This window comes from Rickettsia endosymbiont of Pantilius tunicatus (assembly GCF_964291875.1).
In the GTDB taxonomy this organism is placed as follows: Bacteria; Pseudomonadota; Alphaproteobacteria; order Rickettsiales; family Rickettsiaceae; genus Rickettsia.
Genome location: NZ_OZ198175.1, coordinates 1,143,563 through 1,167,887, shown reverse-complemented (window position 1 = coordinate 1,167,887; position 24,325 = coordinate 1,143,563). Strand labels below are relative to the sequence as shown.

The window sequence follows — 24,325 nt, the reverse complement described above, 5'->3', positions numbered from 1 at the left end:
GATGGAAAATTATATTTTTATTATTTTGCGTAATTGCTCCATTATTTCGGCATCTAAATTAGAAGGAACGGAAGATTTATTAGTAATCCAATTATATAGATCATTGTCATTTTGATCAAGTATTAAAGCATAGCTTAAAAGTTTTTCTTCCGCCATGAAAGGTAGATAAAGATTAGCAAAATTGCCTAATATATAATCCATTTCTTTGCAACCACGATTTTTACTACGATAAAAAAGTTTCTTTTGTAAAGAGTTTTTATTTAATTTATTCATGCTATAAAATCTTGCAAAATTTTTTTATAATAATATTATTAAAACTATCAGAGACCAAGAATATTTTAAAAATATTTAAGGTTTTGCGAAAGCTATACTATCTAATAAATTCATCTTCGCATGAATAAAATCCAATAGTTTAAACATTTTTATTATATATAACAGCAATACAAGTAATAGGCAAAGTATGTTAGTTCAAAATATCTGTTCTAAAGAAGCTTGTAATATGCTGATTTCGAATAATAATACCTTTCTTGTTGATGTTAGAACAGAAGAAGAATGGAAATATGTGGGTGTTCCAAGTTTGGATAATAAAGAAATAATCTTTTTAAGCTGGCAGCTATCGCCTTTTATGGAGCTGAATAGAGATTTTGAAGATAGATTTTTATCTATTATTGATGATAAAATATCTAACATTATATTTTTTTATGCAGATCAGGGCATAGATCATTAATGGCAGCAAATTTTATGACTAATATAGGTTATAAAAATTGTTATAATATTATTGATGGTTTCGAAGGAAATCTTCAAAATAAAGGCTGGAAACAAAATAACTTACCGTGGCAGTTTTAAGTGAATACTAATCAAATAATTTTAACAAATCAAAACGATAATAGTGTAAATGTCTGGAGTAATGTAACCCAAGACCTTTATAATTATTACGGTGAGGCTTTATATAATAGCTGGTTTAGTAAGGTCAATTTTATAGAATCTTCACTAAATACTGTTATTCTTTGTGCTCCTACCAATTTTATTAGAGATTGGATAAAATCTAAATATTCTGTCGTTATATTGCAATTATTTCAGCATTATAATAATGCTATAAAAACAGTAGAAATAATTACTAAAGAATTGCCAGCATCTAATCAAGCAACTCTTGAGTTGCCTACTAAAACTTTTGCCGATATTGGTAGTAGCGAGCTTAATTCAGAAAATATTTTCTCAACGCTTGATATACGTTTTACTTTCGATAATTTTGTTGTTGGTGCTCCGAATGAGCTTGCTTATGCTGCTGCAAGAGCAGTAGCCGAGTCTTCAAGTGCAGTTTCCGAATCTAACCCTCTTTTCCTATATGGCGGGGTAGGGCTAGGTAAAACGCATTTAATGCATGCAATTGGTTGGTACATAAAACAGAATAATCCAAGCCGTAAGGTTATATACATGTCGGCAGAAAAATTTATGTACCAATTTGTTAAGGCTTTGCGTAACAAAGAAGTGATGTCTTTTAAAGAGAAGTTTCGCTCAGTTGATGTATTAATGATTGATGATATTCAGTTTATTTGTGGTAAAGATAGTACGCAGGAAGAGTTCTTCCATACGTTCAATACGCTGATTGATAATAACCGTCAGATGGTTATTTCTTGCGACAGGTCGCCCTCCGATTTAGATGATATTGAAGACCGAATTAAATCTCGTTTAGGGTGGGGTTTAGTGGCAGATGTTCATAGCACTACTTATGAGTTACGCCTTGGTATTTTAGAGTCTAAAATTGAGCAGATGAACGTTAAAGTTCCAAAAGATGTAATTGATTTTTTAGCTTCTAAGATTGTTTCGAATGTAAGAGAGCTTGAGGGAGCGTTGAATAAGGTTATTGCCCACTCTAACTTTACTGCAAAAGAAATAACACTCGAAAATACACAAAATATTTTAAGAGATTTGCTGCGTTCTAATGAAAGAATAATTACAGTTGAAGATATCCAGAAAAAAGTAGCTAATCGTTACAATATTAAATTATCTGATATGTCCTCACCTCGTAGAATGCGTACCATTGCAAGACCACGTCAGATAGCTATGTATTTAAGCAAAATCCTAACCCCTAAAAGTCTAGTCGATATCGGTAAAAAATTCGGTAAAAAAGACCACACAACAGTTATGCATGCCATCAAAAAAGTAGAGGAGCTACTAGAAAGCGATTTAGAACTACGTGAAGAAATTAATCTTATGATGAAAATATTGCAGAATTAGCCTATACTCGTTTTATTTGAAAAATTGGCTATGTCGTATTTGTAAATCCTCAGATGCTCACGTACTATTGTACGCTCCGCTCTTCTTCTTACAAACTCCACGCTCTTTTCCAAATAAAACTTCGTCTACCAATTATTCATTTACTTAAAAATGTTGTTAAAAAGAAAGAATTCTATCTATTTATTCTGTGCATGGATTAGTAGAGAAAATTCTTGAAGCTAGTAAAGAACCGTTAGAAGAATGCATTGCTCATGAAGAATTTTGGAAAAAATAAAATCTTTGCAGAAATCTCTGGGAAATACGATATTAAAAGAACCATAGAGAATTATGGTTATGGAGAAGGGTGTGCATATTTTTTAGAAATTAATTCTAATGAATTATTATATAAAGAAGAGCTATAGTAAATTAAGTTGAGGTTTGAGTATAGGGATGATATATATAAAGGAAAATGCCAAGATCATATAGTCAAGATTTTAGAAAAAGAGTTATAGGATATGTAGAAAGAGGTAATAGCTGCAATAGCACTGCGATAAGATTTGAAATAGCAGCAAACACAGTAAGGAATTGGTATAAGAGATATAAGTCCGAAGGACATTATTTAGCAAGAAGAATAGGAGGCAAAAAAGGACGGTGACTAACGAATATTAGAAATACCCTCAACGAACATTAAAATTACCTATAAAAAAGAAGTAACTATGGACAGTAATATCGAATAAAAATTTCTTTTTAAGATTTATTTATTATTCGAGAATTACTGATGACATGTACAAATAAACAAGTAGGTATTTTAATGCAAAAGATCAAAAAATATAATCAGATAATTTCTGCTGCAAAAGCAGGTATGAGTGTAAAAACAGCACGTAAATATTTAGGTGTTAATAAGTATCCAAGCGAATTACGAACAGTACGTAAATATAGGACACGTAAGGATCCATTTGTTAAGCACTGGGATGAAATAGAATCAATGCTAGGATCAGCACCGGAGTTGCAAGCAACTACCATATTAGCATATTTGACAGAAAAGTATCATGGAAATTATAATGGAAAGCAATTACGCTGTTTGCAGAAAAGGTTGAAACAATGGAGAGCTGAACATGGTAAGGATAAGCCAGTCATCTTTTTACAAAATATTCTTCCTGGCAAACAAAGCCAGTCTGATTGGACCAATATGAATCAATTAGGTATTTGTATTGATGGGAAACCATATTCTCATTTACTATTTCATTTTATATTGCCTTATTCATGTTGGGAAACTTTCAGCATATGCCATAGTGAAAGTTTTGATACATTAGCATCAGGGTTTGAAAAAGCTGTATGGGAGTTAGGTGGAGTTTTACCAGAGCATCGTACAGATAATTTAAGTGCAGCTACCAAGCAATGTGGTAATAGTAGACAATTTACAGAAAAATGGCAAGAATTGCTTGGTTATTACGATGTTGCACCATCGCGAAATAATCCCGGTGTCAGTCATGAAAATGGTTCTGTTGAAAAAAGTCATGATACATTTAAGCAAGCAGTGAATCAACATTTGCTATTACGTGGATCACGTAATTTTGTTGATTTAAAAGCTTATGAATTATTCCTTACACAAATTAAAGAAAAGCGCAATAGCTGTAGAAAAGAAAAATTAGCTGAAGAATTAGTTTATTTAAAAGAGTTACCAATCAGGAAATGGAATGCACCTACAATATTATCAGTACGTGTTAACCCAAGCAGTACAGTTAGTATTTTATCTGTAGCTTATTCTGTGCCTAGTCGCTTAATAGGTTATACTTTAAAAGCTTATATTTATTCTGAAGAAATAGAGCTTTACTATGGTAACAAATGTTTACAAAAAATGTTTAGAATCAGCAATGGCTATGTTATTGATTATAGACATATCATTGATAGTTTAGTACGTAAACCTGGAGCATTTGCCCAATATCAATATTATGAAGCTTTATTTCCACGTGCTATATTTCGTCAGGTATATGACCAGCTGATATCTATATATCCATATAAGGGGCATAAAATATATCTTAAAATATTACAATTAGCAAAAATGTATGGAGAATTGAATGTAGTTGCTGCATTAGAAATGCTAGTAGAAGAGAAGATTGAACCAATAATTGATCATATTACAGATTTACTAAATAGTCAGACTAAAACTGTTTGTTCAGTAAAAATTAATCAACCAGTACTGTCCGAATATGATCAATTACATTGCTTTAAAACAATGGAGGTCGCATGAGTAAAAAGATAATAACTCCGCAACCGCTAAATAATTTACTCAAGAACCTTTGTTTACCTACTTTTGCATCATGCTATAAATCAGTTGCAGAAAGCTTTGAGCAAGAAAAGAAAACATATATAGATTATCTACAAGAGTTAGCCATACGTGAGTTAGAACATAGACATCAGCAACGTATCGCCAGATTGCTAAAGCAAGCAAAACTCTCTCGAGATAAGTTATTAAGCAACTTTGATATTAAGCGTATCCCAGGATTATCGTCAACTAAGATCCAATATCTTGCACAAGGAGAATTTATGGATCGCTATGAAAATATACTTATTTTTGGTAATCCTGGTACTGGCAAAAGTCATCTTAGTATAGGTTTAGCACGTGAGTGGTGTCTTGCCGGTAGGCGTGTATTATATACAACAGCAGCTAATTTGGTTCAACAATTACTAGAAGCAAAGCTTAGTTTAAAACTTAAGCAAATTATTAAAAAATTCGATTATTTTGAAATATTGATAATTGATGATATATCATATGTACCATATAATCGTGAGGAAACTGATGTTTTATTTACCTTATTAGCTGAACGTTATGAGATGCGTAGTGTATTAATTACTAGCAATTTAGTTTTTGCAAAATGGAATTCCATTTTTAAAGACGAAATGACTACATCAGCAGCCATTGACAGATTGGTTCACCATTCTTCAATTCTTGAACTGAATACTGAAAGTTATAGAATCGCTACAGCAAAAGAAAAAAAATTAACTATAAAATTGGAGGATAATAATATAATACACTAGACAATATTTTTTACTCAAAAATAGGTAATTTTAATATTCGTCATAGGGAATTCTAATATTCGTTAGTCAGGGGCAAAAAAAGCGAAAAACTTATTGGTAAAAAAAGCGGTAAATATTACAACAGAACAAATATCATAGCTGGTTATGTTAATAAAGAGTGTATAGCACCGATGATATTTAATGGAACATGTAATAGACAATTATTTGAAAGTTGGGTTGGAGAATTTTTAATAAAAGAGCTAAAACCTGGACAAGTTGTAGTGATGGATAACGCTGCTTTCCATAAGTCTCAAAGGACCAAAGAACTAATAGAATCAGTAGGTTGTAGGATAATATTCTTACCACCTTACTCCCCTGATCTAAATCCAATAGAGAAATTTTGGGCCAATATGAAGCGATGGATTAAAGCTACAATTACTCAATTTGATCAATTATATAATGCTTTAATTCAATTCTTTAATACGCAAACTTCAACTTAATTTACCATAATTTTTAATTATTATGGTTGTAATAAACAAATATTTGCAGTTAAAGAATATAAATATATTTTGGAAAATAATAGCATCATCAAATATTTTACTACTCCAGATAATAGCTTGTTTTATCAGTTAGATTTTATTAATTACACAACAGCTATAGGTAAGCATTTGTGCGGTAAAGATCACTATAATGCTACCTATATATTTCTAAATCCTGATTCCTTTATTCTTAATTATCAAGTCCTAGGACCAGAAAAAAATTATAATATTAATAGTAGTTTTACAAGGATATAGAACTGCTATCTTCTCCCATTATCTTATAATATTCTTTTATTACATCATCTAAACTTGAATCATAAGTTTCTTCATTATAAGTTTTTAAAAGTTTGTTATTAATATTTTCAGTACTAACTGGTTTTCTTTTAACAGGAGGTATTGAAAATTTTAATTTATCTCCGGATTGAGAAAATATAGAATTAGAGTTATTTATTTTGGCTGTAATATCTTTTAATACTTCTTTGTTTTTAAGTTCTTCTACTGTTTTTACATTTGTGATATATTCAGGTGCATCAATATTATTACCATTCTTTTATCTTCGTGCATAAAATTTGTAAAATCTCAGGGATAATTTTCTTGATATCCTTTTTTAAATCTGCTTGTACTTTAACCAAAAAAGAATCAAGTTTAGGTAATATTTTTTGAAATTCAAAGAATGTATTTTCTATCAAGTTCTTAACTTTCTTTGAAAATATGGTTTTTTTAATAGTGCTTCTTTAAATAATAGTAAATATTGTTCTGGTCGACTGCCAAAATGAGGAATTAAATTATATATGGTAAATTAAGTTGAAGTTTGCGTATTAAAGAATTGAATTAAAGCATTATATAATTGATCAAATTGAGTAATTGTAGCTTTAATCCATCGCTTCATATTGGCCCAAAATTTCTCTATTGGATTTAGATCAGGGGAGTAAGGTGGTAAGAATATTATCCTACAACCTACTGATTCTATTAGTTCTTTGGTCCTTTGAGACTTATGGAAAGCAGCGTTATCCATCACTACAACTTGTCCAGGTTTCAGCTCTTTTATTAAAAATTCTCCAACCCAACTTTCAAATAATTGTCTATTACATGTTCCATTAAATATCATCGGTGCTATACACTCTTTATTAACATAACCAGCTATGATATTTGTTCTGTTGTAATATTTACCGCTTTTTTTACCAATAAGTTTTTCGCTTTTTTTGCCCCATCCTCTATCTTTGCAGATATTTATCTCAATACCACTTTCATCAATATATACAAGATGTTCTATTGGTGTATCTTTTATGACCTCTTGGTACTTATCTCGCTTTTCTTGACTTGCTTCCAAGTAGGAAAAGTCTTTTTTTTATAGCTAAAACCTAGTTGCTTTAACCAATAATACGCACCCACAGAACTCATATTAAAATACGTACCCATTTCTAATAATGTGAAATTAGGATTAGAACTCACGTACAACTCAACATCTTGACTTGTTACCCGTCCTTTTTTGCCTCCTATTCTTCTTGCTAAATAATGTCCTTCGGACTTATATCTCTTATACCAATTCCTTACTGTGTTTGCTGCTATTTCAAATCTTATCGCAGTGCTATTGCAGCTATTACCTCTTTCTACATATCCTATAACTCTTTTTCTAAAATCTTGACTATATGATCTTGGCATTTTCCTTTATATATATCATCCCTATACTCAAACCTCAACTTAATTTACTATAAATTTTCTTCTAATGATTTAACTAAGCCATTGGAAAAATTTGTGCTATTAACTAATTTAATGAAATCTTGTAATTCTTTTAAATTTATTAAATTAATGTTGTCGTTTATCTTAATTTTAGTTGCTTGTACAGAAGTTATTATATTAAATAATTGATTAATATGTTCTAATTTACTATTTACAAATTTGCTAAACCATTCAACTAATATATGACCTTCATTTCTAAGTAACAAAAAATCTTCTTTAATATTATTTATATCATAATCCATAAAATGAGTATTAGGTAACTCAAAACAATTATTATTAACTATTCCTCTAGATTTTGAAATTGCAGTTTGAATTGAAAAAATTTTCTTCTTTTAAATATTTAGTATCTTTGATAATAAGCTCAAGAAACATAGGAGCAGTAAATAAAGTAGCATTATTCCTTTGCATTTCGACTATAAACAATAGATGAGTTAACTGTTCCGCAAAATTATTTAATTCTTGAGAAAGTTTTTCTGTATTAGCAATTTTTTTGTTCTGAACTAATTCAAAAATACGTTCTACTATATTTTCTCTATGTGTTTCGTTACGTAACATTCTTTGAAAAATATCTTTATAAGTTCCAAATCCGAATATCTCAGTTTGTACATTGCCGGTTTCATAATGTATCACGTGGCTATCAGTAAAAGCAGGTAGTTCTGAATTTGATAGTTCATAAGAAGTAGAAGAGCTGTGGTTTTTAGCTTCCTTTATCGTCAAATATTTTATTTTATTTTTATTATTTCGATTAGTAACTTTTGAACAAGCTAGAATTTTTGTAGAATCATTTGATTTTATTTCAATATTTAAATTATTTTGAAATAAAAGCTTTAAATTAATTTCTCTGTTTTTTTGTATTTCTTCAATTAGAGAACTTTTAATTTTATTATTTGTAATTTCGTTTTTAGTAATAAAGACATTTGGTAAGTCAACATGTTTATCAAATAAAAAATTAAATAATTGAATACAGTCTTCATCTGTAATAGGATTTTCCTTATTATTAATAAATAATTGATCCAGTTTAATATTAAATGATAACTTGATATTATCTAATAGTTTATTACGATTTGTATCTTTTAAACTTAATTTTCTTTCTTTAATTTTTTGATAAGCATTATTTATTATAGAACTCCTAAAGAACCTATCAGCTAAGTTATGTAATATTAATCCTAGTTTGGCTTTAAATTCATCAGCATTATGAATATTTTTAATATTTAGTATATTATTAAATAAATAATTGTTATAATTTATAGAGATAATTTTATTTATTATCTGATTTTCTTTTTCTTCATCAGAGCTGTCTATATAGTATTTTTTTCATAAATTAGTTTTTCTTATTTAGTAAAAGCATCGCATAAGCCTAAAAAACTAACCGCAAAATCTGTATAATCGTTTTGTTGTGCTATTGGTTCTATAAAGCTTAGATTAAATTCTTGTGGTGAAATTTCTACAGTGCCTAAAACACAATTAACTGTTGCTATTGCAGTAATTACATCTTTTTTTGGCATACATTCTAATATCTTGCTTTGCACATAATTAATTAAATATTGTTTTTGCTCAGGAATAATAAATAAACTTAGTACCTTTTGTACATCTGGATATATTTCAACAACTTTTAGTCCTATATCCTTAGGATCATACTCAATCATAATTTCTACCCTTAATTTTTTAAATATCCTTATCTATATACTAAAATATTAACTACTAATCAAGTATAGTTTACTAATAGTTGTAACTTTATTTTATAAGTTAAAAACATTAAGTATTCAAGTGACAACAAATTGACAATCGTTAACTTTTATTATATATTGCCCTCTATTTTTATTTTAAGAGGTAATAATGGCAGAAGTAGAGAAAGTTACTAATGATAATGGAAAAAATCTCTTATTATTAGAAGGAGGGGGTAAAAGGAGAGATAGAAGTAGTGATATTAAACAATATAGAACAATTAACTGGTAAGCCCACCTGTGAATTATTTCCTGTTAGAGGAGGTACTAGTGTTGGTGGACTTATTGCTATTTTGTCTGGAATACCTGATCCTAATGATCCTCATAAACCATTACTTACTATGCAAGAGGTTGTAGATTTATTTGAAAAAATGGCCCAAGATATTTTTCCGCAGGAATTAACTCTTAGGAAAGTATGGAGTTTAAACGGCTTATTAAGTAATAAATTTTCTCCAGAACCTTTAATAAAATTATTGAAAGAATATTGTAAGGATTACACTTTAAAAGATTTAATAGGAGATGTTGTAGTTACAGGCTATGATCTTGATAATAAAGGAAATCCACTTATTACTTTTTCTACAATAGAGGCTAGGAAGAGTGAAGATAATAATTATTTATTATCTGATATAATGTGTAGAAGTCAAGATTTGATCTTACAGACACTATAAAAATTATATCTGAATATCTGATAAATTATGACTGTCAGATGAGTATTCAAGATATAAGATTTCATTGTTCTTTTCAATAGCTAATTTCTTACTATCCTTAAAAGTTTGCATAGGCGTTTTACCATAACAATATTTTCCTGAATGTGGTCGCTCATTATTGAAATGCTCTAACCAAATATCAAGATCTAATTGTAAATCATCAAGATCAGTGTAGATCCTTTTCCGCATAGCTGTATCAAAGAATTCTTGTGTCATAGTTTTATTAAAACGTTCACACATACCATTTGTTTGAGGAGAATATGCTTTAGTAATAGTATGTTCTATACCTTCGATACTTAGAAATAATTCAAAAGCATGATGCTCTATATTTCCCTTATATTCTGACCCGCGATCTGTCAGAATACGAAGTATTGTATGCCTTGAGTTTCATACCATGGTAACACGCGGTCATTAAGCATATCAGCAGCAGTTAAAGCTGTTTTATCAGTATATAGTTTAGCATCAGCTACTCTGCTATAGCTATCAATAAATACCTGAGAATAAACCTTACCTATACCCTTAAAATTTCCTACATAATATGTATCTTGGCATCCTAGATAACCTGGATGCTGTGTCTCAATCTCGCCATGGGCTTCTTTTTCGCTACGTCGTTTCTCTAGTACTTGTAACTGAGATTCAGTAAGTACAATACCATCCTGAGCCATCCTTGCTTCTAATGCTTTAAGCCTTTTATTGATATTGTTTAAATCATTACGTAACCAAATTGATCTCACTCCTCCAGGTGATACAAGTATACCGCTCTTCTTAAGCTCATTTGATACTCTTAGCTGACCATATGCTGGATATTCTATTGCCATATCCATTACTGCCTTCTCTATCGCTGGATCAACTCTATTGGCTATTATTGGCTTTCTTCGACTAATTTCATACAACGCTTCTTCACCACCAGTTTCATACAGTTCTTTAAATCTGTAATAACTATCTCTGCTATAGCCCATCGCTTTACATGCTGATGATATGCTACCAAGACTCTTAGCGAGTTCTAGTAATCCTAATTTTGGCTTTATTATTTTTTGATTTAAGTTCATTTCTTATCTCCATTTAATAATTAATTTATTTTACTAAATGTAAGATAAAATCTCAACTATTACATATAATTCAAGAAATAACCGCTGCACCAGGATTTTTTCCTAGTAAATCATTAAGTAATGTCACTAACACTAAACATCTTACAATTATTGATGGAGGGGTGTATGCTAATGATCCGGCTTTAATGACATGGAAATTATTGGAGGAAAATAATTATAAAATTGATAATGCTATGTATTTGTCATTAAAAGAGGAATCAAATGATGAGTACCAAACTATTTGTTGTGGTGGAGGAATAATAGAATTATTAAAAAATAATATAACAGGTAAAATTTTAGATGCAACGCAACTATCTGATGAAATAATCACACAAAAAATTTTTGGTGATAAACTAATAGAAGTAGCTACCTATATTCCGGAAGAGCATTCTGGAATGAGTAATTCAAGCTCTGAAAACCTTCAAGTACTTAAAGAGCTAGCAAACAAATCTATTCATGAAAGCTCTAATTTTAAGAATATAAATTATAATGAAAATTATAAAGAAATTGTTGATAGGATAATCATTAATTATAATAAAAATAATCCCGATAATAAAATTGTTGAGAATGATTATTATAAAGAATTATTTTCTAATGTTTTTGATAAAAATAATATCGTGGATGAGGGGTTTGGAGATGATGAGAATATAGAAAGTATAGAAGCTAAATCTGAAAAACAAGTTTTAGATTTAGAAGATGAAGGTTTTGAAGATGATATAGAATATGAAAAAGCTGAACTATTAACAGGTATAAAGAAATTTTTTGAAGAATTTAGCGAAGAAAATCCAGACCTAAAAAAAGATATAGAACAGTTTTTACAAAAGGCTGAAAGTTATACATTAGAAGAAGTAAAAGAACGCATCGTTAATTTTGAACAAGCAAGTTTAAAATGGCAAGAAGAGCAAGCTAAAGACGATATGTTAAGTATTTGTGTTACGGAAGACTCAACGGAAGAAATAAAGCTTGAAGGTGAAGAGCATACTGAGGATGCTCTAGGCTATAATGAAATCATGGTGTAATAGCCCTCCTCGGAACTTTTTATAAATGTAATTTATAGTATTGGGCAGTTAAAGAAATAGTGCTAGACAGTACGTCATTGCAAATAATCGAAGCAAGTTTGGCAATCCAGAAAAAATCGAGTCTTCCCAATTAAGTGTGCAAACTTTTTCAAAGGACTAGATTCTATCTTCAAATTTTATTAAAAAATGAGCCATAGCCGCATTCCAATTTGGCATAGGCATTGACCATTTTTTGGTCATGTAATCAATTGCTAAATATAAGCTTTTAAAAACAGCATTATCATTTGGAAAAACCCGTTTATTTTTTGTAACTTTTCGAAGTTGACTATTAACGGATTCCACAGCATTAGTTGTATAAATTATTTTCCTTATTTCTTCTGGATATCCTAAGAAAATCATTAAATTATCCCAGTGAACGTACCAAGATTTAGCAATTTGATGATATTGTTTATTCCATTTAGATTCAAAAGCCTCTAAAGCGGAAAGTGCTTCTTTTTCTGTGCTAGCTGTAATAAATAGGTTTTAAATCACCAGCAAGCTCTTTCCGGTCCTTGTATGATACATATCTTAAACTATTTGTAATTTGATGTACAATACATAATTAATGCTCCGTCTTTGGAAAAACAGCACCTATAGCTTCAGACATACCATTAAGGTTATCGCTACATGCTATCAGTATGTCTTGCATACCTCTATTTTTCATCTCAGTAAAATTACCAAGCCAAAATTTAGCTCCTTCATTCTCGCTGATCCACAATCCTAAAATATCTTTCCGTCCTTCTAAATCAACGCCTAAGGCAACATATACTGATTTATTGATAATACGTTTATCTTGACGCACTTTTACTATTAAACAATCAAAAAATACTATAGCATATACTGGATCTAATGGACGGCTCTGCCATAGCTTAACATCCTCTATTATATCATCTGTGATCCCGCTAATTAAACTCTTGCTTACATCAGCTCCATATAACTCCTGAAGCTGTAATTTTATATCTGATAAACTCATACCTTTAGCATACAAAGATAGTACTTTATCATCAAAACCATCAAGTCTTCTTTGACGCTTTGCTACCAATGATGGTTCAAAGCTACTATTTCTATCTCTTGGTACCTCAATCTCAACAGCACCATTCTTTGTAATTAGATTCTTTGTATTATAACCATTACGTGAATTCTGGGCAGCACTTTGATTATACTTGCTATATCCTAAATGATTATTCATCTCAGACTGTAAAGCTCTCTCTACAAGACGCTTGGTCAGTTCTTTTAATAAATCATCCTACGCAAATAAAGTTGATACATCTGTATCATTATTGATCAATAAATCTATCGCTTGATCCATTGCAGCATTTTGTTTCTCTGTCATTGTAATTTCTCTTTTTGTTATATTTTCTTTTATATAACCTTTGGGAAATTTACACACTTATTTGGACAGAGCCAAAAATAATAAAAATGCTATGCATTTTACTAGATTGCTTCGTCAAAACTTATAATGTTTCTTGGCTATGAGGGGACTTTTTTAATGACTGCCCGGTACTATTTATTCACATGATCCAGTTAAAAATAATAATAAAATTAGTATTTTTTATTATTTTTTCTGGATTGCCACGCTAATTTCATTTGCCAAGCTTATGCTGATTTGGTATCCATGCGGGCAATGTCGCCACGGTATGACGCACAGAGGATATTTTTCGATCTATACAACAACCTCACTTAAATTGCAAAGATATGAAAACAGTAGGTAGACGAAGTTTAATTTGAAAAAGAGCTAGGAATCCGTAAGACAAAGAACGGCGGTAGTTACTTAATGTAGTTCGTACCGCAGTGCTTGTAGTTTTTTTAAGTTAAATAAGCATGATATTAACGAGAATATAGCTCGACTACTAAGTGAACTTCAGGAGTGAAAGGATATCTAACGTCGGAAATTGTTGGGACTCTTAGATATTTACCACTTAGCGAATCTACATCAAATGATACATAATCAGGTGTTGTTTGACCTTGCTTTGAAACTGATTCTTGAATGATGCCCATTTGTCTTGAAGCTTCTTTGATCTCTATAACATCACCTTCTTTAAGACGCATACTTGCTATATCAGCTTTCTTACCATTTACTTTGATATGACCGTGTGATATTAATTGTCTAGAAGAGAAAATAGTTGGTGCAATATTCATTCTGTAAACTATAGAATCAAGTCTACTTTCAAGTAATCCAATGAAGTTTTCACCAGTATTACCTTTCATTTTTTGAGCAAATCCAAAGATATTTCTAAATTGCTTTTCAGTGATACGACCGTAATGGCATTTTATTCTTTGTTTAGCTTTTAAATGTAACCCATAATCAGAGGTTTTAACCATGGTATTGCGTCCATGTTGACCTGGGCGATAATTTCGGGTATTAAATGCATCTTTACCATCACCCCATAAGCTAACACCAAGTCTTCTACTAGCTTTATATTTAGAACGTACGATTTTTGTCACTGAAAATATCCTTAACTTTTAAATTATAATTACAAAAAAATATATACATTTCTTGCATTAAAGTCAATCGTTGATTTTTACCTTAAAACTTTTTATATTTAGTAAAAAAACTTTTATATGAACTCTTTAACAAAATCAATAGATTTAGATAAAGTTAATTACCATCAAAGTACAGTTAAAGACTATATTTTACTAATGAAACCACGCGTAATGTCGTTGGTTGTCTTTACTGGCTTTTCTGGAATGTGGCTTGCTCCTAATTCACTGCATCCTTTCATTAATATAATTGCTTTAATCTGTATAGCCATAGGTGCGGGTAGTGCTGGAGCAATTAATATGTGGTATGATAGGGATATTGATGCCTTAATGAAACGTACACAAAAAAGACCCATAATAAGAGGTGCTATAGAAGCTGATGAAGCATTATCATTCGGATTGATAATGGCATTCTTTTCAGTGTTTTTTATGGCATTATGTGTAAATTTCCTGTCAGCATTATTATTATTATTTACTATTTTTTATTATATTTGTATCTATACTATGTGGTTAAAGCGTAGTTCTATACAAAATATTGTTATTGGTGGAGCAGCTGGAGCTCTTCCCCCTGTAATAGGTTATGCTTCTGTAAGTGGCAGCGTGTCTTTGGATTCTTTTATATTGTTCCTAATTATCTTTATTTGGACACCGCCTCATTCTTGGGCTTTGGCTTTATTTTGTAACGATGATTATAAAAACTGTAGAGTGCCTATGATGCCTGCAATAAAAGGAGCTTTATATACTAAAAAGCAAATTCTAATTTATAGCATAATTTTATTTTTGGTCTCTCTTATGCCTTTTTTTATAGGTACGAGTAATGTTATATATTTATTAACTGCTGTACTACTTGGTTTAGGGTTTTTATATTATTCTATATCATTATTTTATGATAAGGCTGATAATAGGCAGGCAAAACGATTTTTTGCTTATTCGATATTTTATTTATTCCTCATATTTCTACTTTTAGATTTTTGCCAACTATAATTATATTTTATAATTAAACAGGAAAATATTATGACTCAAATTACTAAATTATTTGAAAAATGTTTAAATCTTCATAAAAATTATAAATATGTGGAAGAGAAAGAAAATTTAAAAAATTTGCTGAATTTAGTTTGGATGAAGTTCTAAGCTTTATTCAAGCATATAAAAAGACTGAAAATTATAGTGATAAAAAAGCTGAAGTTTTTCATAGCTTAAGTTCTAATCTAATGGAAAGTCAACAAGATAATTCAGTTAAAGCATTAGAAAAAGCTATTGAACTAGATCCAAATAGAGCATTTTATTATGAAGAATATTTTAACATATTTTATAAAATCAAGCCAAAAGAATCTATTATTTTTATCAAAAAAGCTATTCAATTAAATTCAAATAAAGAATCATTGTATCAAGACCTTGTTGTTTTATTAAAAGAAATAAAAGTTAATGAAGAAGCTATAAAAGTTACTGAATTAATTCAAGATTTTCCTAAAAATTTATCAGATTTAGTATCTTATATTGATAAAAATATTAGTCCCTCTCTTTTAGGGCTAGACAATCAAGTTATAGAAAAATAAATAATATTAAAAATGGTAAGTACAAGACAGTTTACTCAAAAGGAACAACAAATATTAAAAAATTTTGTAAAAAGTAATCAAGTCATAGAGTTGATCAATGATAAAATTTATGATACTGAAAAATGTAGACAATGGGTAAATGAAAATTCAAAAACTAACGATGCTCTAAGTAAATACCTAAATTTTAAGACAAAATATTCATTAGATTATAAAGATAAATTCTTGTGGATACTATCTGATATAATAAATTGTCAGTTAGATGAAAAAGCTACTCCATATCATAAACAAATTAATAATTATTCAAATCTTAAAAATCTTTTGATATTATTAGGAATATGTGCAGAAATTAACGAGATTCAAAATATAATAAGTGAAGATCTTATAAACAATAATAAATACTTAGAAGAAATAGCAAAAATATGCTTTAATTACTACTCCCTTGAGAAAAAAATTTTACATCTTTAAATAGACTTAGCCCAATCTTAAAAGAAATTAACAAATATAATAATAATCTCACAAGTAATTTATGTAATGATTCAGAGGTTGAAGAAGATATAGAAGATCTCATATCTTACATTGAAGAGAAAAAATATAGCTTAATGCGATAAGATAGTGACTTAGAGTATGAGTTAGATTATACTATAGTAAATTAAGTTGAGGTTTGAGTATAGGGATGATATATATAAAGGAAAATGCCAAGATCATATAGTCAAGATTTTAGAAAAAGAGTTATAGGATATGTAGAAAGAGGTAATAGCTGCAATAGCACTGCGATAAGATTTGAAATAGCAGCAAACACAGTAAGGAATTGGTATAAGAGATATAAGTCCGAAGGACATTATTTAGCAAGAAGAATAGGAGGCAAAAAAGGACGGGTAACAAGTCAAGATGTTGAGTTGTACGTGAGTTCTAATCCTAATTTCACATTATTAGAAATGGGTACGTATTTTAATATGAGTTCTGTGGGTGCGTATTATTGGTTAAAGCAACTAGGTTTTAGCTATAAAAAAAAGACTTTTCCTACTTGGAAGCAAGTCAAGAAAAGCGAGATAAGTACCAAGAGGTCATAAAAGATACACCAATAGAACATCTTGTATATATTGATGAAAGTGGTATTGAGATAAATATCTGCAAAGATAGAGGATGGGGCAAAAAAAGCGAAAAACTTATTGGTAAAAAAAGCGGTAAATATTACAACAGAACAAATATCATAGCTGGTTATGTTAATAAAGAGTGTATAGCACCGATGATATTTAATGGAACATGTAATAGACAATTATTTGAAAGTTGGGTTGGAGAATTTTTAATAAAAGAGCTAAAACCTGGACAAGTTGTAGTGATGGATAACGCTGCTTTCCATAAGTCTCAAAGGACCAAAGAACTAATAGAATCAGTAGGTTGTAGGATAATATTCTTACCACCTTACTCCCCTGATCTAAATCCAATAGAGAAATTTTGGGTCAATATGAAGCGATGGATTAAAGCTACAATTACTCAATTTGATCAATTATATAATGCTTTAATTCAATTCTTTAATACGCAAACTTCAACTTAATTTACCATAAATGAAAAACTTATGGCAAAGGCATATTCATACGATTTAAGAATACGAGTAATAAAAAGTTTAACAGATGGTAAAACAATAAAAGAGACTTCTGAGATATACTCTATTAGTAGGAAGACTATAATAGAATGGAAAAAATTAAAGAAACAAACCGGCGATATCAAAGCAAAAAGTGGTTATCATACAGGACATCGTAGAATAATAAGAGACATAGAAGGATTTAAAAAATTTATAGAATTAAATTTTGATAAAACCACCATGGAACTAGCTAACAACTGGAGTCAAAAAGTATCTGCAAGTACGATATCAAGATTGCTTAATAAATTAGGTTATAGTTATAAAAAAACTTTTCTTCATCCCAAAAGAGATGTTGGTCTAAGGAATGAGTTTATATTGAAACTAAAAACTATAGACAAACAAGATTTAGTATTTATCGATGAATCTGGGATAGAAGATAATAGCTGTAGAGAACACGGGTGGAGCATTATCGGTCAAAGATGTTATGGTGAAAGGGTCTATCAACATAAATCACGGATTAGTATGATTGCTGGGGTGTCTGCCAAAGATATTATTGCCCCAATAATATTTGATGGGACATGTAATAAGGACATTTTTGAAACTTATGTACAAGAGATATTGATCAAAGAGTTAAAGCCTGGTCAGATAGTAGTAATGGATAATATTAATTTTCATAAAAGTACAAAAGTGAAAACGTTAATTGAATCTGTTGGTTGCAGTATTTTATTTTTACCAACTTACTCTCCTGATTTAAATCCTATTGAGCATTACTGGTTTAAAATCAAGAACGAAATAAGAAAAACTGTTTCTAATTTTGAGCACTTTTTTGATGCGGTTTACTATGCTCTTGAAAAAGTCACTACCTTATCGCATTAAGCTATACCTTACGATTTCATAGAATTAGAAGAAGAAAAATTTGGAAATAGAGGTATAAAACGAAAATATGAAGAAGATATAGATAAGAATAACAATGATAATGATGAGTATCCCAACAAAAAATTAGTTAAAGATAAAAAAATATATTGTCCTACTAAAATATTACCATTTAATTTAGAGTGTATGGGTGAATCAATATCCAGTTCAGATTCTGAATAAAATCTGAGTTATTTAATATATTGCTATATTCTATTTTAGTTGTGCGAATTTTAATAATGTCCTTTACAGCTTTCGATTATTATAATTTTAGTTTCTTTATTAAAAGAATAAACTAATCTATGCTCTTGATCTATTCTTCGAGACCAAAAACCACTTAACTCATACTTTAAAGGTTCAGGCTTTCCTATACCAATACAAGGTGTCGACATGATACTATCTATTAAAAGATGTATTCGTTTAGTCATTTTTTTATTAGTGTGCTTCCAAAATTCTAACTGTGTTAAAGCTTCATCATACTAAACAACTTTCAAAATTTTTACCTTCTTGTTTTTGTTTTGCTTTTAAAAGTTGTTCTGTAATATCTTCAGCAGGTACACCGCTATCATAATTCATCCACCATTGATCTTCTGCGTTTTCTATTTGTTCAAGATCTTCCTTATTAATCAGTAAAATATAATCTCTAATATTATTGATTATATTAACTTTAAAAAATTCCTGTATTTTTTCTTTGGTCATAGTATGATCTATATTTCCTATAGCTTCAAGCCAAATAGAATGCTGGTGTGTTAAATTACGTAAATAGCCTGCCGTATGTTCTCCATATATAGAATATATTTTATAAATTAAGTTTTTTTGTTGTTGTGTGTAAATATCAAAGTCCATTTCACCAGGAGCAGCAATTGGACCATCTTGTAAATTACCGAACGGTATACGTAATTTCGGTGCTACTGGTCCATGTTTCCATGCTTCAATCTCTTCTTCAAAAAAAGGTTTATTAAATAAAGCGAGATGAATACCTTGAGCAAAATATATTAGCTTTTGAAGTTTTAACTGAGTTATAGTATCTCCTGCTTCTCTATCTACTAGAACTAAGAAATAATTAGCTACATCAAAACAACTAATGGTTTTGTTTATTTGTTTGTTATTCATAATTATAAATAATTATACTTATCTTTTAAGTTTATAACATAACTGTATAATAAATACTACAAATCAAAACAGTTTCTTTAATCCTTTTTGCAGCAGTTTATTAACAGGATCGGTAGGTTGGTTTTGCGGTTGCTCTGTATTATTTTGCTCGTTATTACTACTATCTTCCTTTTTGTTTCTTAAACCCAAAGCATCTTTTATAATATTTTCAGGTTTCTTTTCACCGCTTTTTAGATCTTTGATGACGCTGCTAAATACATTTTTTATTAAATATGTTTGAAGAGCTTCTATATCTAATTTATGTTGTGGATTATTTATAGAACCATAAAATTTAACCCCTAGAGGAGGAAAATTATTTATAGTGACACTTGCACCAACATCCATCATATATTGTGGTAGGTTGATTTGACCATGAGCATTGGCTTTAGCAGGGCTAGCATCTAAATGACATTCAGTTAGTCGTACTGTGCCACGCTCTATATTACCGGTTGCTACTAAATTAGAAAAGGATGTAGTACCGCCACTAAAAGAGCCATTAATAAGGCGTAGCACTCCTTCAGTATTTTTAGCATTATTTATTGCATCCACAATGCGGTTTAAATCAAATCCGCTAATTTGTCCATTACTACTATTTACGTTAAATTGTCCATTTAAATTATTAACATATGTGTAAACACTATTACCAGTAGAATTAAGTTCGGTGGTAAAATTTAATCGTCCATCGGTTATTTTTATTTTACCACTTTGCGGAGTTAAGCTTTTAACATAAGCATTTTTTAAATCAATTTTAATCGCTGCATTTTGATCTTTTCCTGAGCTTACATAACCAGTTGCGTTAAGATCACCACCATAAATATTTGCACTAACTGAAGTAATATTTAACTTACCTCCGGTAATAGCTAATTTTGCTTTAAAATTATTTATTACCAATGAATCATTGGTTAGTTTATCTATATTTGCGGATAGCTGTCCCTCAATTTTATCTAAAAAAGCTAAATCTATAGGATTATTTGACCAAGGGGTGCTACTTTTAGGAGCAGACGCCTGACCTATATTAGTTGCAGCAGGATTAGAACTAGAGGTAGGAGTAGGACTGCCTGAGGTAATTTTTTCTAGGCTAATTAATGGGCTGTATATATTAAGGTTAAAATTAGTTTTTTGAGAAGCTAAATTAACATCGCCTTTAATTGCTATATTAGTATTAAAAGCTGATATTTTATCATTTATATGTAATATATCCTTGGTTTTTTGTACTTCTCCATTTAACTGTAATGTTCCAACACGATTTAGATTATTAACACCAAGCAAAGCCATAAATGACTCAAAATTATTAATTTTTAAATTATGAATAGCAGATATGTCTTGTTTTAGATTCTTCAGCGTTACATCACCAGATAAATTACTATTTCCAGAAATTAAATTGATATTATGTAAAATTAAAGCTTGTGAATTATAAACTACATTGGAAATAAGAGAAATTTTTTGGTTAATAATAGGAGGTAATTTATCAGTTTTTATTTTTAAAGCATTAAGTAAAGGTTTTAGATTATCTACTACTATTTTAATATTACCATTGAAAATATTTGTCTTATCTAAATTAGAGTTAATATCACCAACGATATTACCCGGATTTGCAATAATATTTGCCTTTAAACTACTATGTTCTATATCATAATTTGCGTTTACCAGTAATTCTATATTAGTATAGTTGAGCCTTGCATCTTTTAAATTTAGATTTTTGCTATCCGCAATTATGGATGCTGTTAACTCATAATCATTTTGTAAATCATTTGGCAGCCCTAAAGTTTTAGTATTACCCTTAATATTCGCAAGACCTATAAAAGAATTATTTTCACTATCGATTTTTCCCTCAATTTTAATTTTTTCGTCCGCAATATTGATATTTGCAGTTAATGGAATTACTTTTCCAATTTCTTCAATATTACCATCTACATAAATTTTTTGCTCTAGAGCCTCTAACGCTAAAGTAAAATCTATTGGACCTTTGATGCTTTTAATTTTAGTATCTAAATTAATATTGTTAAATATTTTTTCATTACCATTCTCTCTATATATAATTTTACCATCTGAAATTTTAAAATGATTGATAAGAATAGGAAGTTCTAGCTCGGTTTTGGCATTAGAAACTGTAGGTATAGGAGTATCTTGATTTATTTCAGCTTTATTTTTAGGCGTGGAAAACTCCCAATTTTTTTGTCCATTATTTAAAACTTCAAGATTTATCACTGGCTTTTGTAACTCTACAGATGCTACTTCAATTGCTCCTCTAAAAAGTGGTAGAAGCTTAAGTGAAGCTTTAGCGTTTTCAACAGATACTAAATAAGGATCTTTTGTTTTATCTATTGAGGATAGCTTAACTTCTGGTAAGGATATTGCAGGATTTGGCAATAAAGATAATTTTATATCGCCATTAATAGTTAAATCTCTATTTATCGTTTCTTTGACTTTACTTATTATTATCCCTTTATAATTGTTCAAAGGAATAAAGAAAGGAATAATAATTAACAATAATATTATACTGATAAATATAATAAGTGAGTATTTCAAAGTTTTATTCATATGATTTAACCTTTCTTAAAGCTATATTTAATTAATCGGTATTTCTTTTGCGTCCTGCTCTTTAACCTCTATGCGTGGCAAGGTAATAGTAAGTATACCGTTTTTTAGACTTGAAGAAATATTTTTTTGATCTACATCCTCATATAAAGATATTATATAATTAAAATTCTTATTCATATAATTATTTGAATCATCGGCTTTATTTTCATCTTCAATGTTTCCTTTAACAAACAATTTATTACTATTTATTTTAATTTTGATATGATTTTTATCAAAGCCTGGTACTTCCATAATAATAATATATTGTGTGTCTTTAGTAATAAATTTACTCTTAATACTACTAGATTCATAAAAAGGTAACTTATTTTTAAATAGATTATCAATATTTGTAATCTGATTGTCTAGTAATTCTATTGCTTGATGTAAGGAAGTTGTATGATTAGAGTTATGTTCTTGATTTTGATTTGCTAATGTAGCACTACTAGATAAAATAACAGCTGCTATAGCTGGGATGTAAGCTTTAATTTTCATGATACTAGCCCTCTTATATATTTATTATTCTAAATATATAAATTCATTTTATTAAAATTCAAGTCTTATATTTCCAAAGCTTGTTGAAAGTACGTTGACCAAAATAAAAGCTAATAATACCTGCAAAGATGGTTTGATCGTCAATAGTCCATAATATAGTAAATTAAGTTGAGGTTTGAGTATAGGGATGATATATATAAAGGAAAATGCCAAGATCATATAGTCAAGATTTTAGAAAAAGAGTTATAGGATATGTAGAAAGAGGTAATAGCTGCAATAGCACTGCGATAAGATTTGAAATAGCAGCAAACACAGTAAGGAATTGGTATAAGAGATATAAGTCCGAAGGACATTATTTAGCAAGAAGAATAGGAGGCAAAAAAGGACGGGTAACAAGTCAAGATGTTGAGTTGTACGTGAGTTCTAATCCTAATTTCACATTATTAGAAATGGGTACGTATTTTAATATGAGTTCTGTGGGTGCGTATTATTGGTTAAAGCAACTAGGTTTTAGCTATAAAAAAAAGACTTTTCCTACTTGGAAGCAAGTCAAGAAAAGCGAGATAAGTACCAAGAGGTCATAAAAGATACACCAATAGAACATCTTGTATATATTGATGAAAGTGGTATTGAGATAAATATCTGCAAAGATAGAGGATGGGGCAAAAAAAGCGAAAAACTTATTGGTAAAAAAAGCGGTAAATATTACAACAGAACAAATATCATAGCTGGTTATGTTAATAAAGAGTGTATAGCACCGATGATATTTAATGGAACATGTAATAGACAATTATTTGAAAGTTGGGTTGGAGAATTTTTAATAAAAGAGCTAAAACCTGGACAAGTTGTAGTGATGGATAACGCTGCTTTCCATAAGTCTCAAAGGACCAAAGAACTAATAGAATCAGTAGGTTGTAGGATAATATTCTTACCACCTTACTCCCCTGATCTAAATCCAATAGAGAAATTTTGGGCCAATATGAAGCGATGGATTAAAGCTACAATTACTCAATTTGATCAATTATATAATGCTTTAATTCAATTCTTTAATACGCAAACTTCAACTTAATTTACCATATATCTAAATATTGAACTAATAGAGCAGAGCTTTTTAATGATTTATATTGAACATATTTAACTATTCCGTACATGGCAAAAAAACTATAAGCAGTACCGGTCTTACCGAGCCGTTTAAAGCATCAACCCAACTAACTCCAGATTTATAAGTAGAATAAAGGGCATGCTGTTCTGCCATTTCTTGTGATATTGTAAGTTCGGTAAAAGTTTTAGATTGGTTAAGTTTGTTGTTAGCAATTTGGCGATCTAGAATATCTATCTCATGTCTTTTGTCATTGATATCTTTATATATTTTCAAAATTTCAGGAATTATAGAACTAATAAAACCTGTTATTGCTGCAAGTAAAGTAATCATAAATATACCTCGAATAAACGAAGATTAAGTAAAAGAAAAGGGTGTAT

The 24,325-nt window shown here is 29.6% G+C and carries 26 protein-coding genes and 6 pseudogenes; 18 read left to right on the top strand and 14 right to left on the bottom strand.

Annotated features, from left to right (window positions below):
• Positions 1 to 9 precede the first annotated feature (9 nt).
• A complete protein-coding gene (locus ACICQC_RS06825; protein WP_395476470.1) occupies positions 10 to 273 on the bottom strand; it encodes a succinate dehydrogenase assembly factor 2 in 264 nt (87 codons plus the stop codon).
• 187 nt (positions 274 to 460) lie between these two features.
• On the opposite strand from ACICQC_RS06825, the pseudogene ACICQC_RS06820 reads away from it, so the two are divergent.
• The 8 genes and pseudogenes from ACICQC_RS06820 (at position 461) to ACICQC_RS06780 (ending at position 6,029) form a co-directional block, all read left to right on the top strand.
• Positions 461 to 846, top strand: a pseudogene (locus tag ACICQC_RS06820) (rhodanese-like domain-containing protein).
• On the top strand, positions 847 to 2,238 hold the full coding sequence (gene dnaA / locus ACICQC_RS06815) for a chromosomal replication initiator protein DnaA (protein WP_395476469.1): 1,392 nt from the start codon (positions 847 to 849) through the stop codon (positions 2,236 to 2,238).
• 251 nt (positions 2,239 to 2,489) lie between these two features.
• Positions 2,490 to 2,639 (top strand): hypothetical protein, encoded by a 150-nt coding sequence (locus tag ACICQC_RS06805; RefSeq protein WP_395476468.1) that lies wholly within the window; start codon positions 2,490 to 2,492, stop codon positions 2,637 to 2,639.
• A 47-nt stretch (positions 2,640 to 2,686) separates the two neighbouring features.
• The gene (locus ACICQC_RS06800) at positions 2,687 to 2,872 is read left to right on the top strand and encodes a helix-turn-helix domain-containing protein (protein ID WP_395476467.1); all 186 of its coding nucleotides are present in this window, start codon (positions 2,687 to 2,689) and stop codon (positions 2,870 to 2,872) included.
• A 123-nt stretch (positions 2,873 to 2,995) separates the two neighbouring features.
• Entirely contained in the window at positions 2,996 to 4,468 is a 1,473-nt protein-coding gene (gene istA, locus ACICQC_RS06795; RefSeq protein ID WP_395476339.1) for an IS21 family transposase, read from the top strand.
• The gene (gene istB / locus ACICQC_RS06790) at positions 4,465 to 5,256 is read left to right on the top strand and encodes an IS21-like element helper ATPase IstB (RefSeq protein ID WP_395476338.1); all 792 of its coding nucleotides are present in this window, start codon (positions 4,465 to 4,467) and stop codon (positions 5,254 to 5,256) included. The genes istA and istB overlap by 4 nt, the downstream gene beginning before the upstream one ends.
• A gap of 92 nt (positions 5,257 to 5,348) precedes the next feature.
• Positions 5,349 to 5,735, top strand: a complete 387-nt coding sequence (locus ACICQC_RS06785) for an IS630 family transposase (RefSeq protein WP_395477675.1) — start codon at positions 5,349 to 5,351, stop codon at positions 5,733 to 5,735.
• A gap of 69 nt (positions 5,736 to 5,804) precedes the next feature.
• A complete protein-coding gene (locus ACICQC_RS06780) occupies positions 5,805 to 6,029 on the top strand; it encodes a DUF6314 family protein (RefSeq protein WP_395476466.1) in 225 nt (74 codons plus the stop codon).
• Positions 6,030 to 6,573: 544 nt separating this feature from the next.
• Here ACICQC_RS06780 and ACICQC_RS06775 read toward each other — a convergent pair.
• From ACICQC_RS06775 to ACICQC_RS06755, 5 genes are all read right to left on the bottom strand, one after another.
• On the bottom strand, positions 6,574 to 7,104 hold the full coding sequence (locus tag ACICQC_RS06775) for an IS630 family transposase (protein WP_395476342.1): 531 nt from the start codon (positions 7,102 to 7,104) through the stop codon (positions 6,574 to 6,576).
• The gene (locus tag ACICQC_RS06770; protein ID WP_395476240.1) at positions 7,059 to 7,436 is read right to left on the bottom strand and encodes an IS630 transposase-related protein; all 378 of its coding nucleotides are present in this window, start codon (positions 7,434 to 7,436) and stop codon (positions 7,059 to 7,061) included. Before ACICQC_RS06770 ends, ACICQC_RS06775 begins: the two co-directional genes overlap by 46 nt.
• Before the next feature lie 47 nt (positions 7,437 to 7,483).
• Positions 7,484 to 7,720, bottom strand: coding sequence for a hypothetical protein (locus ACICQC_RS06765; protein WP_395476465.1), 237 nt, complete (start codon positions 7,718 to 7,720; stop codon positions 7,484 to 7,486).
• 82 nt (positions 7,721 to 7,802) lie between these two features.
• Positions 7,803 to 8,231 (bottom strand): hypothetical protein, encoded by a 429-nt coding sequence (locus ACICQC_RS06760; RefSeq protein WP_395476464.1) that lies wholly within the window; start codon positions 8,229 to 8,231, stop codon positions 7,803 to 7,805.
• Positions 8,232 to 8,845: 614 nt separating this feature from the next.
• Positions 8,846 to 9,160 carry a hypothetical protein gene (locus ACICQC_RS06755; protein WP_395476463.1) on the bottom strand — a complete coding sequence of 105 codons (315 nt, stop codon included), beginning with the start codon at positions 9,158 to 9,160 and terminating at the stop codon, positions 8,846 to 8,848.
• 190 nt (positions 9,161 to 9,350) lie between these two features.
• On the opposite strand from ACICQC_RS06755, the pseudogene ACICQC_RS06750 reads away from it, so the two are divergent.
• Positions 9,351 to 9,870, top strand: a pseudogene (locus tag ACICQC_RS06750) (patatin-like phospholipase family protein); the annotation flags it as partial.
• Positions 9,871 to 9,909: 39 nt separating this feature from the next.
• On the opposite strand, the pseudogene ACICQC_RS06745 reads toward ACICQC_RS06750, so the two are convergent.
• A pseudogene (locus ACICQC_RS06745) lies at positions 9,910 to 10,994 on the bottom strand (IS481 family transposase).
• Between the two features lie 56 nt (positions 10,995 to 11,050).
• Here ACICQC_RS06745 and ACICQC_RS06740 point away from each other — a divergent pair.
• Positions 11,051 to 12,052: pseudogene (locus tag ACICQC_RS06740) on the top strand (patatin); the annotation flags it as partial.
• 156 nt (positions 12,053 to 12,208) lie between these two features.
• Here ACICQC_RS06740 and ACICQC_RS06735 read toward each other — a convergent pair.
• Both ACICQC_RS06735 and rpsD read right to left on the bottom strand, forming a co-directional pair.
• Positions 12,209 to 13,424 (bottom strand): annotated as a pseudogene (locus ACICQC_RS06735) (IS256 family transposase).
• A 494-nt stretch (positions 13,425 to 13,918) separates the two neighbouring features.
• Positions 13,919 to 14,536, bottom strand: a complete 618-nt coding sequence (gene rpsD, locus ACICQC_RS06730; protein ID WP_011477507.1) for a 30S ribosomal protein S4 — start codon at positions 14,534 to 14,536, stop codon at positions 13,919 to 13,921.
• Between the two features lie 117 nt (positions 14,537 to 14,653).
• Between rpsD and cyoE the strand changes: the two genes are divergently transcribed.
• The 6 genes from cyoE to ACICQC_RS06700 all read left to right on the top strand — a co-directional run bounded on the left by cyoE (position 14,654) and on the right by ACICQC_RS06700 (position 18,586).
• Positions 14,654 to 15,556 (top strand): heme o synthase, encoded by a 903-nt coding sequence (gene cyoE, locus ACICQC_RS06725; RefSeq protein ID WP_395476461.1) that lies wholly within the window; start codon positions 14,654 to 14,656, stop codon positions 15,554 to 15,556.
• 131 nt (positions 15,557 to 15,687) lie between these two features.
• Complete coding sequence (locus tag ACICQC_RS06720) at positions 15,688 to 16,128, top strand: hypothetical protein (RefSeq protein ID WP_395476460.1); 441 nt, start codon at positions 15,688 to 15,690, stop codon at positions 16,126 to 16,128.
• Positions 16,129 to 16,140: 12 nt separating this feature from the next.
• Positions 16,141 to 16,593: a hypothetical protein gene (locus tag ACICQC_RS06715; protein WP_395476459.1), complete on the top strand. Its 453-nt coding sequence runs from the start codon at positions 16,141 to 16,143 to the stop codon at positions 16,591 to 16,593.
• Positions 16,594 to 16,820: 227 nt separating this feature from the next.
• Positions 16,821 to 17,198 (top strand): IS630 transposase-related protein, encoded by a 378-nt coding sequence (locus ACICQC_RS06710; RefSeq protein ID WP_395476240.1) that lies wholly within the window; start codon positions 16,821 to 16,823, stop codon positions 17,196 to 17,198.
• Positions 17,153 to 17,683, top strand: coding sequence for an IS630 family transposase (locus ACICQC_RS06705; RefSeq protein ID WP_395476458.1), 531 nt, complete (start codon positions 17,153 to 17,155; stop codon positions 17,681 to 17,683). The genes ACICQC_RS06710 and ACICQC_RS06705 overlap by 46 nt, the downstream gene beginning before the upstream one ends.
• Positions 17,684 to 17,704: 21 nt before the next feature.
• The gene (locus ACICQC_RS06700) at positions 17,705 to 18,586 is read left to right on the top strand and encodes an IS630 family transposase (protein ID WP_395476242.1); all 882 of its coding nucleotides are present in this window, start codon (positions 17,705 to 17,707) and stop codon (positions 18,584 to 18,586) included.
• A gap of 269 nt (positions 18,587 to 18,855) precedes the next feature.
• Here the strand turns inward: ACICQC_RS06700 and ACICQC_RS06695 are convergent.
• The 4 genes and pseudogenes from ACICQC_RS06695 to ACICQC_RS06680 all read right to left on the bottom strand — a co-directional run.
• Positions 18,856 to 19,098 (bottom strand): annotated as a pseudogene (locus ACICQC_RS06695) (Txe/YoeB family addiction module toxin); the annotation flags it as partial.
• Complete coding sequence (locus ACICQC_RS06690; RefSeq protein WP_395476457.1) at positions 19,097 to 19,735, bottom strand: Panacea domain-containing protein; 639 nt, start codon at positions 19,733 to 19,735, stop codon at positions 19,097 to 19,099. The gene ACICQC_RS06690 and the pseudogene ACICQC_RS06695, both read right to left, overlap by 2 nt.
• 63 nt (positions 19,736 to 19,798) lie before the next feature.
• Complete coding sequence (locus tag ACICQC_RS06685; RefSeq protein WP_395476456.1) at positions 19,799 to 22,315, bottom strand: AsmA family protein; 2,517 nt, start codon at positions 22,313 to 22,315, stop codon at positions 19,799 to 19,801.
• 27 nt (positions 22,316 to 22,342) lie between these two features.
• Positions 22,343 to 22,846, bottom strand: coding sequence for an Hsp20/alpha crystallin family protein (locus tag ACICQC_RS06680; protein WP_395476455.1), 504 nt, complete (start codon positions 22,844 to 22,846; stop codon positions 22,343 to 22,345).
• Between the two features lie 206 nt (positions 22,847 to 23,052).
• Here ACICQC_RS06680 and ACICQC_RS06675 point away from each other — a divergent pair, with 206 nt between their 5' ends.
• Positions 23,053 to 23,430 (top strand): IS630 transposase-related protein, encoded by a 378-nt coding sequence (locus tag ACICQC_RS06675; protein WP_395476240.1) that lies wholly within the window; start codon positions 23,053 to 23,055, stop codon positions 23,428 to 23,430.
• Positions 23,385 to 23,915 (top strand): IS630 family transposase, encoded by a 531-nt coding sequence (locus ACICQC_RS06670; protein ID WP_395476342.1) that lies wholly within the window; start codon positions 23,385 to 23,387, stop codon positions 23,913 to 23,915. The genes ACICQC_RS06675 and ACICQC_RS06670 overlap by 46 nt, the downstream gene beginning before the upstream one ends.
• 69 nt (positions 23,916 to 23,984) lie before the next feature.
• On the opposite strand, the gene ACICQC_RS06665 is transcribed toward ACICQC_RS06670, so the two are convergent.
• Positions 23,985 to 24,278: a hypothetical protein gene (locus ACICQC_RS06665; protein WP_395476454.1), complete on the bottom strand. Its 294-nt coding sequence runs from the start codon at positions 24,276 to 24,278 to the stop codon at positions 23,985 to 23,987.
• Positions 24,279 to 24,325 lie beyond the last annotated feature (47 nt).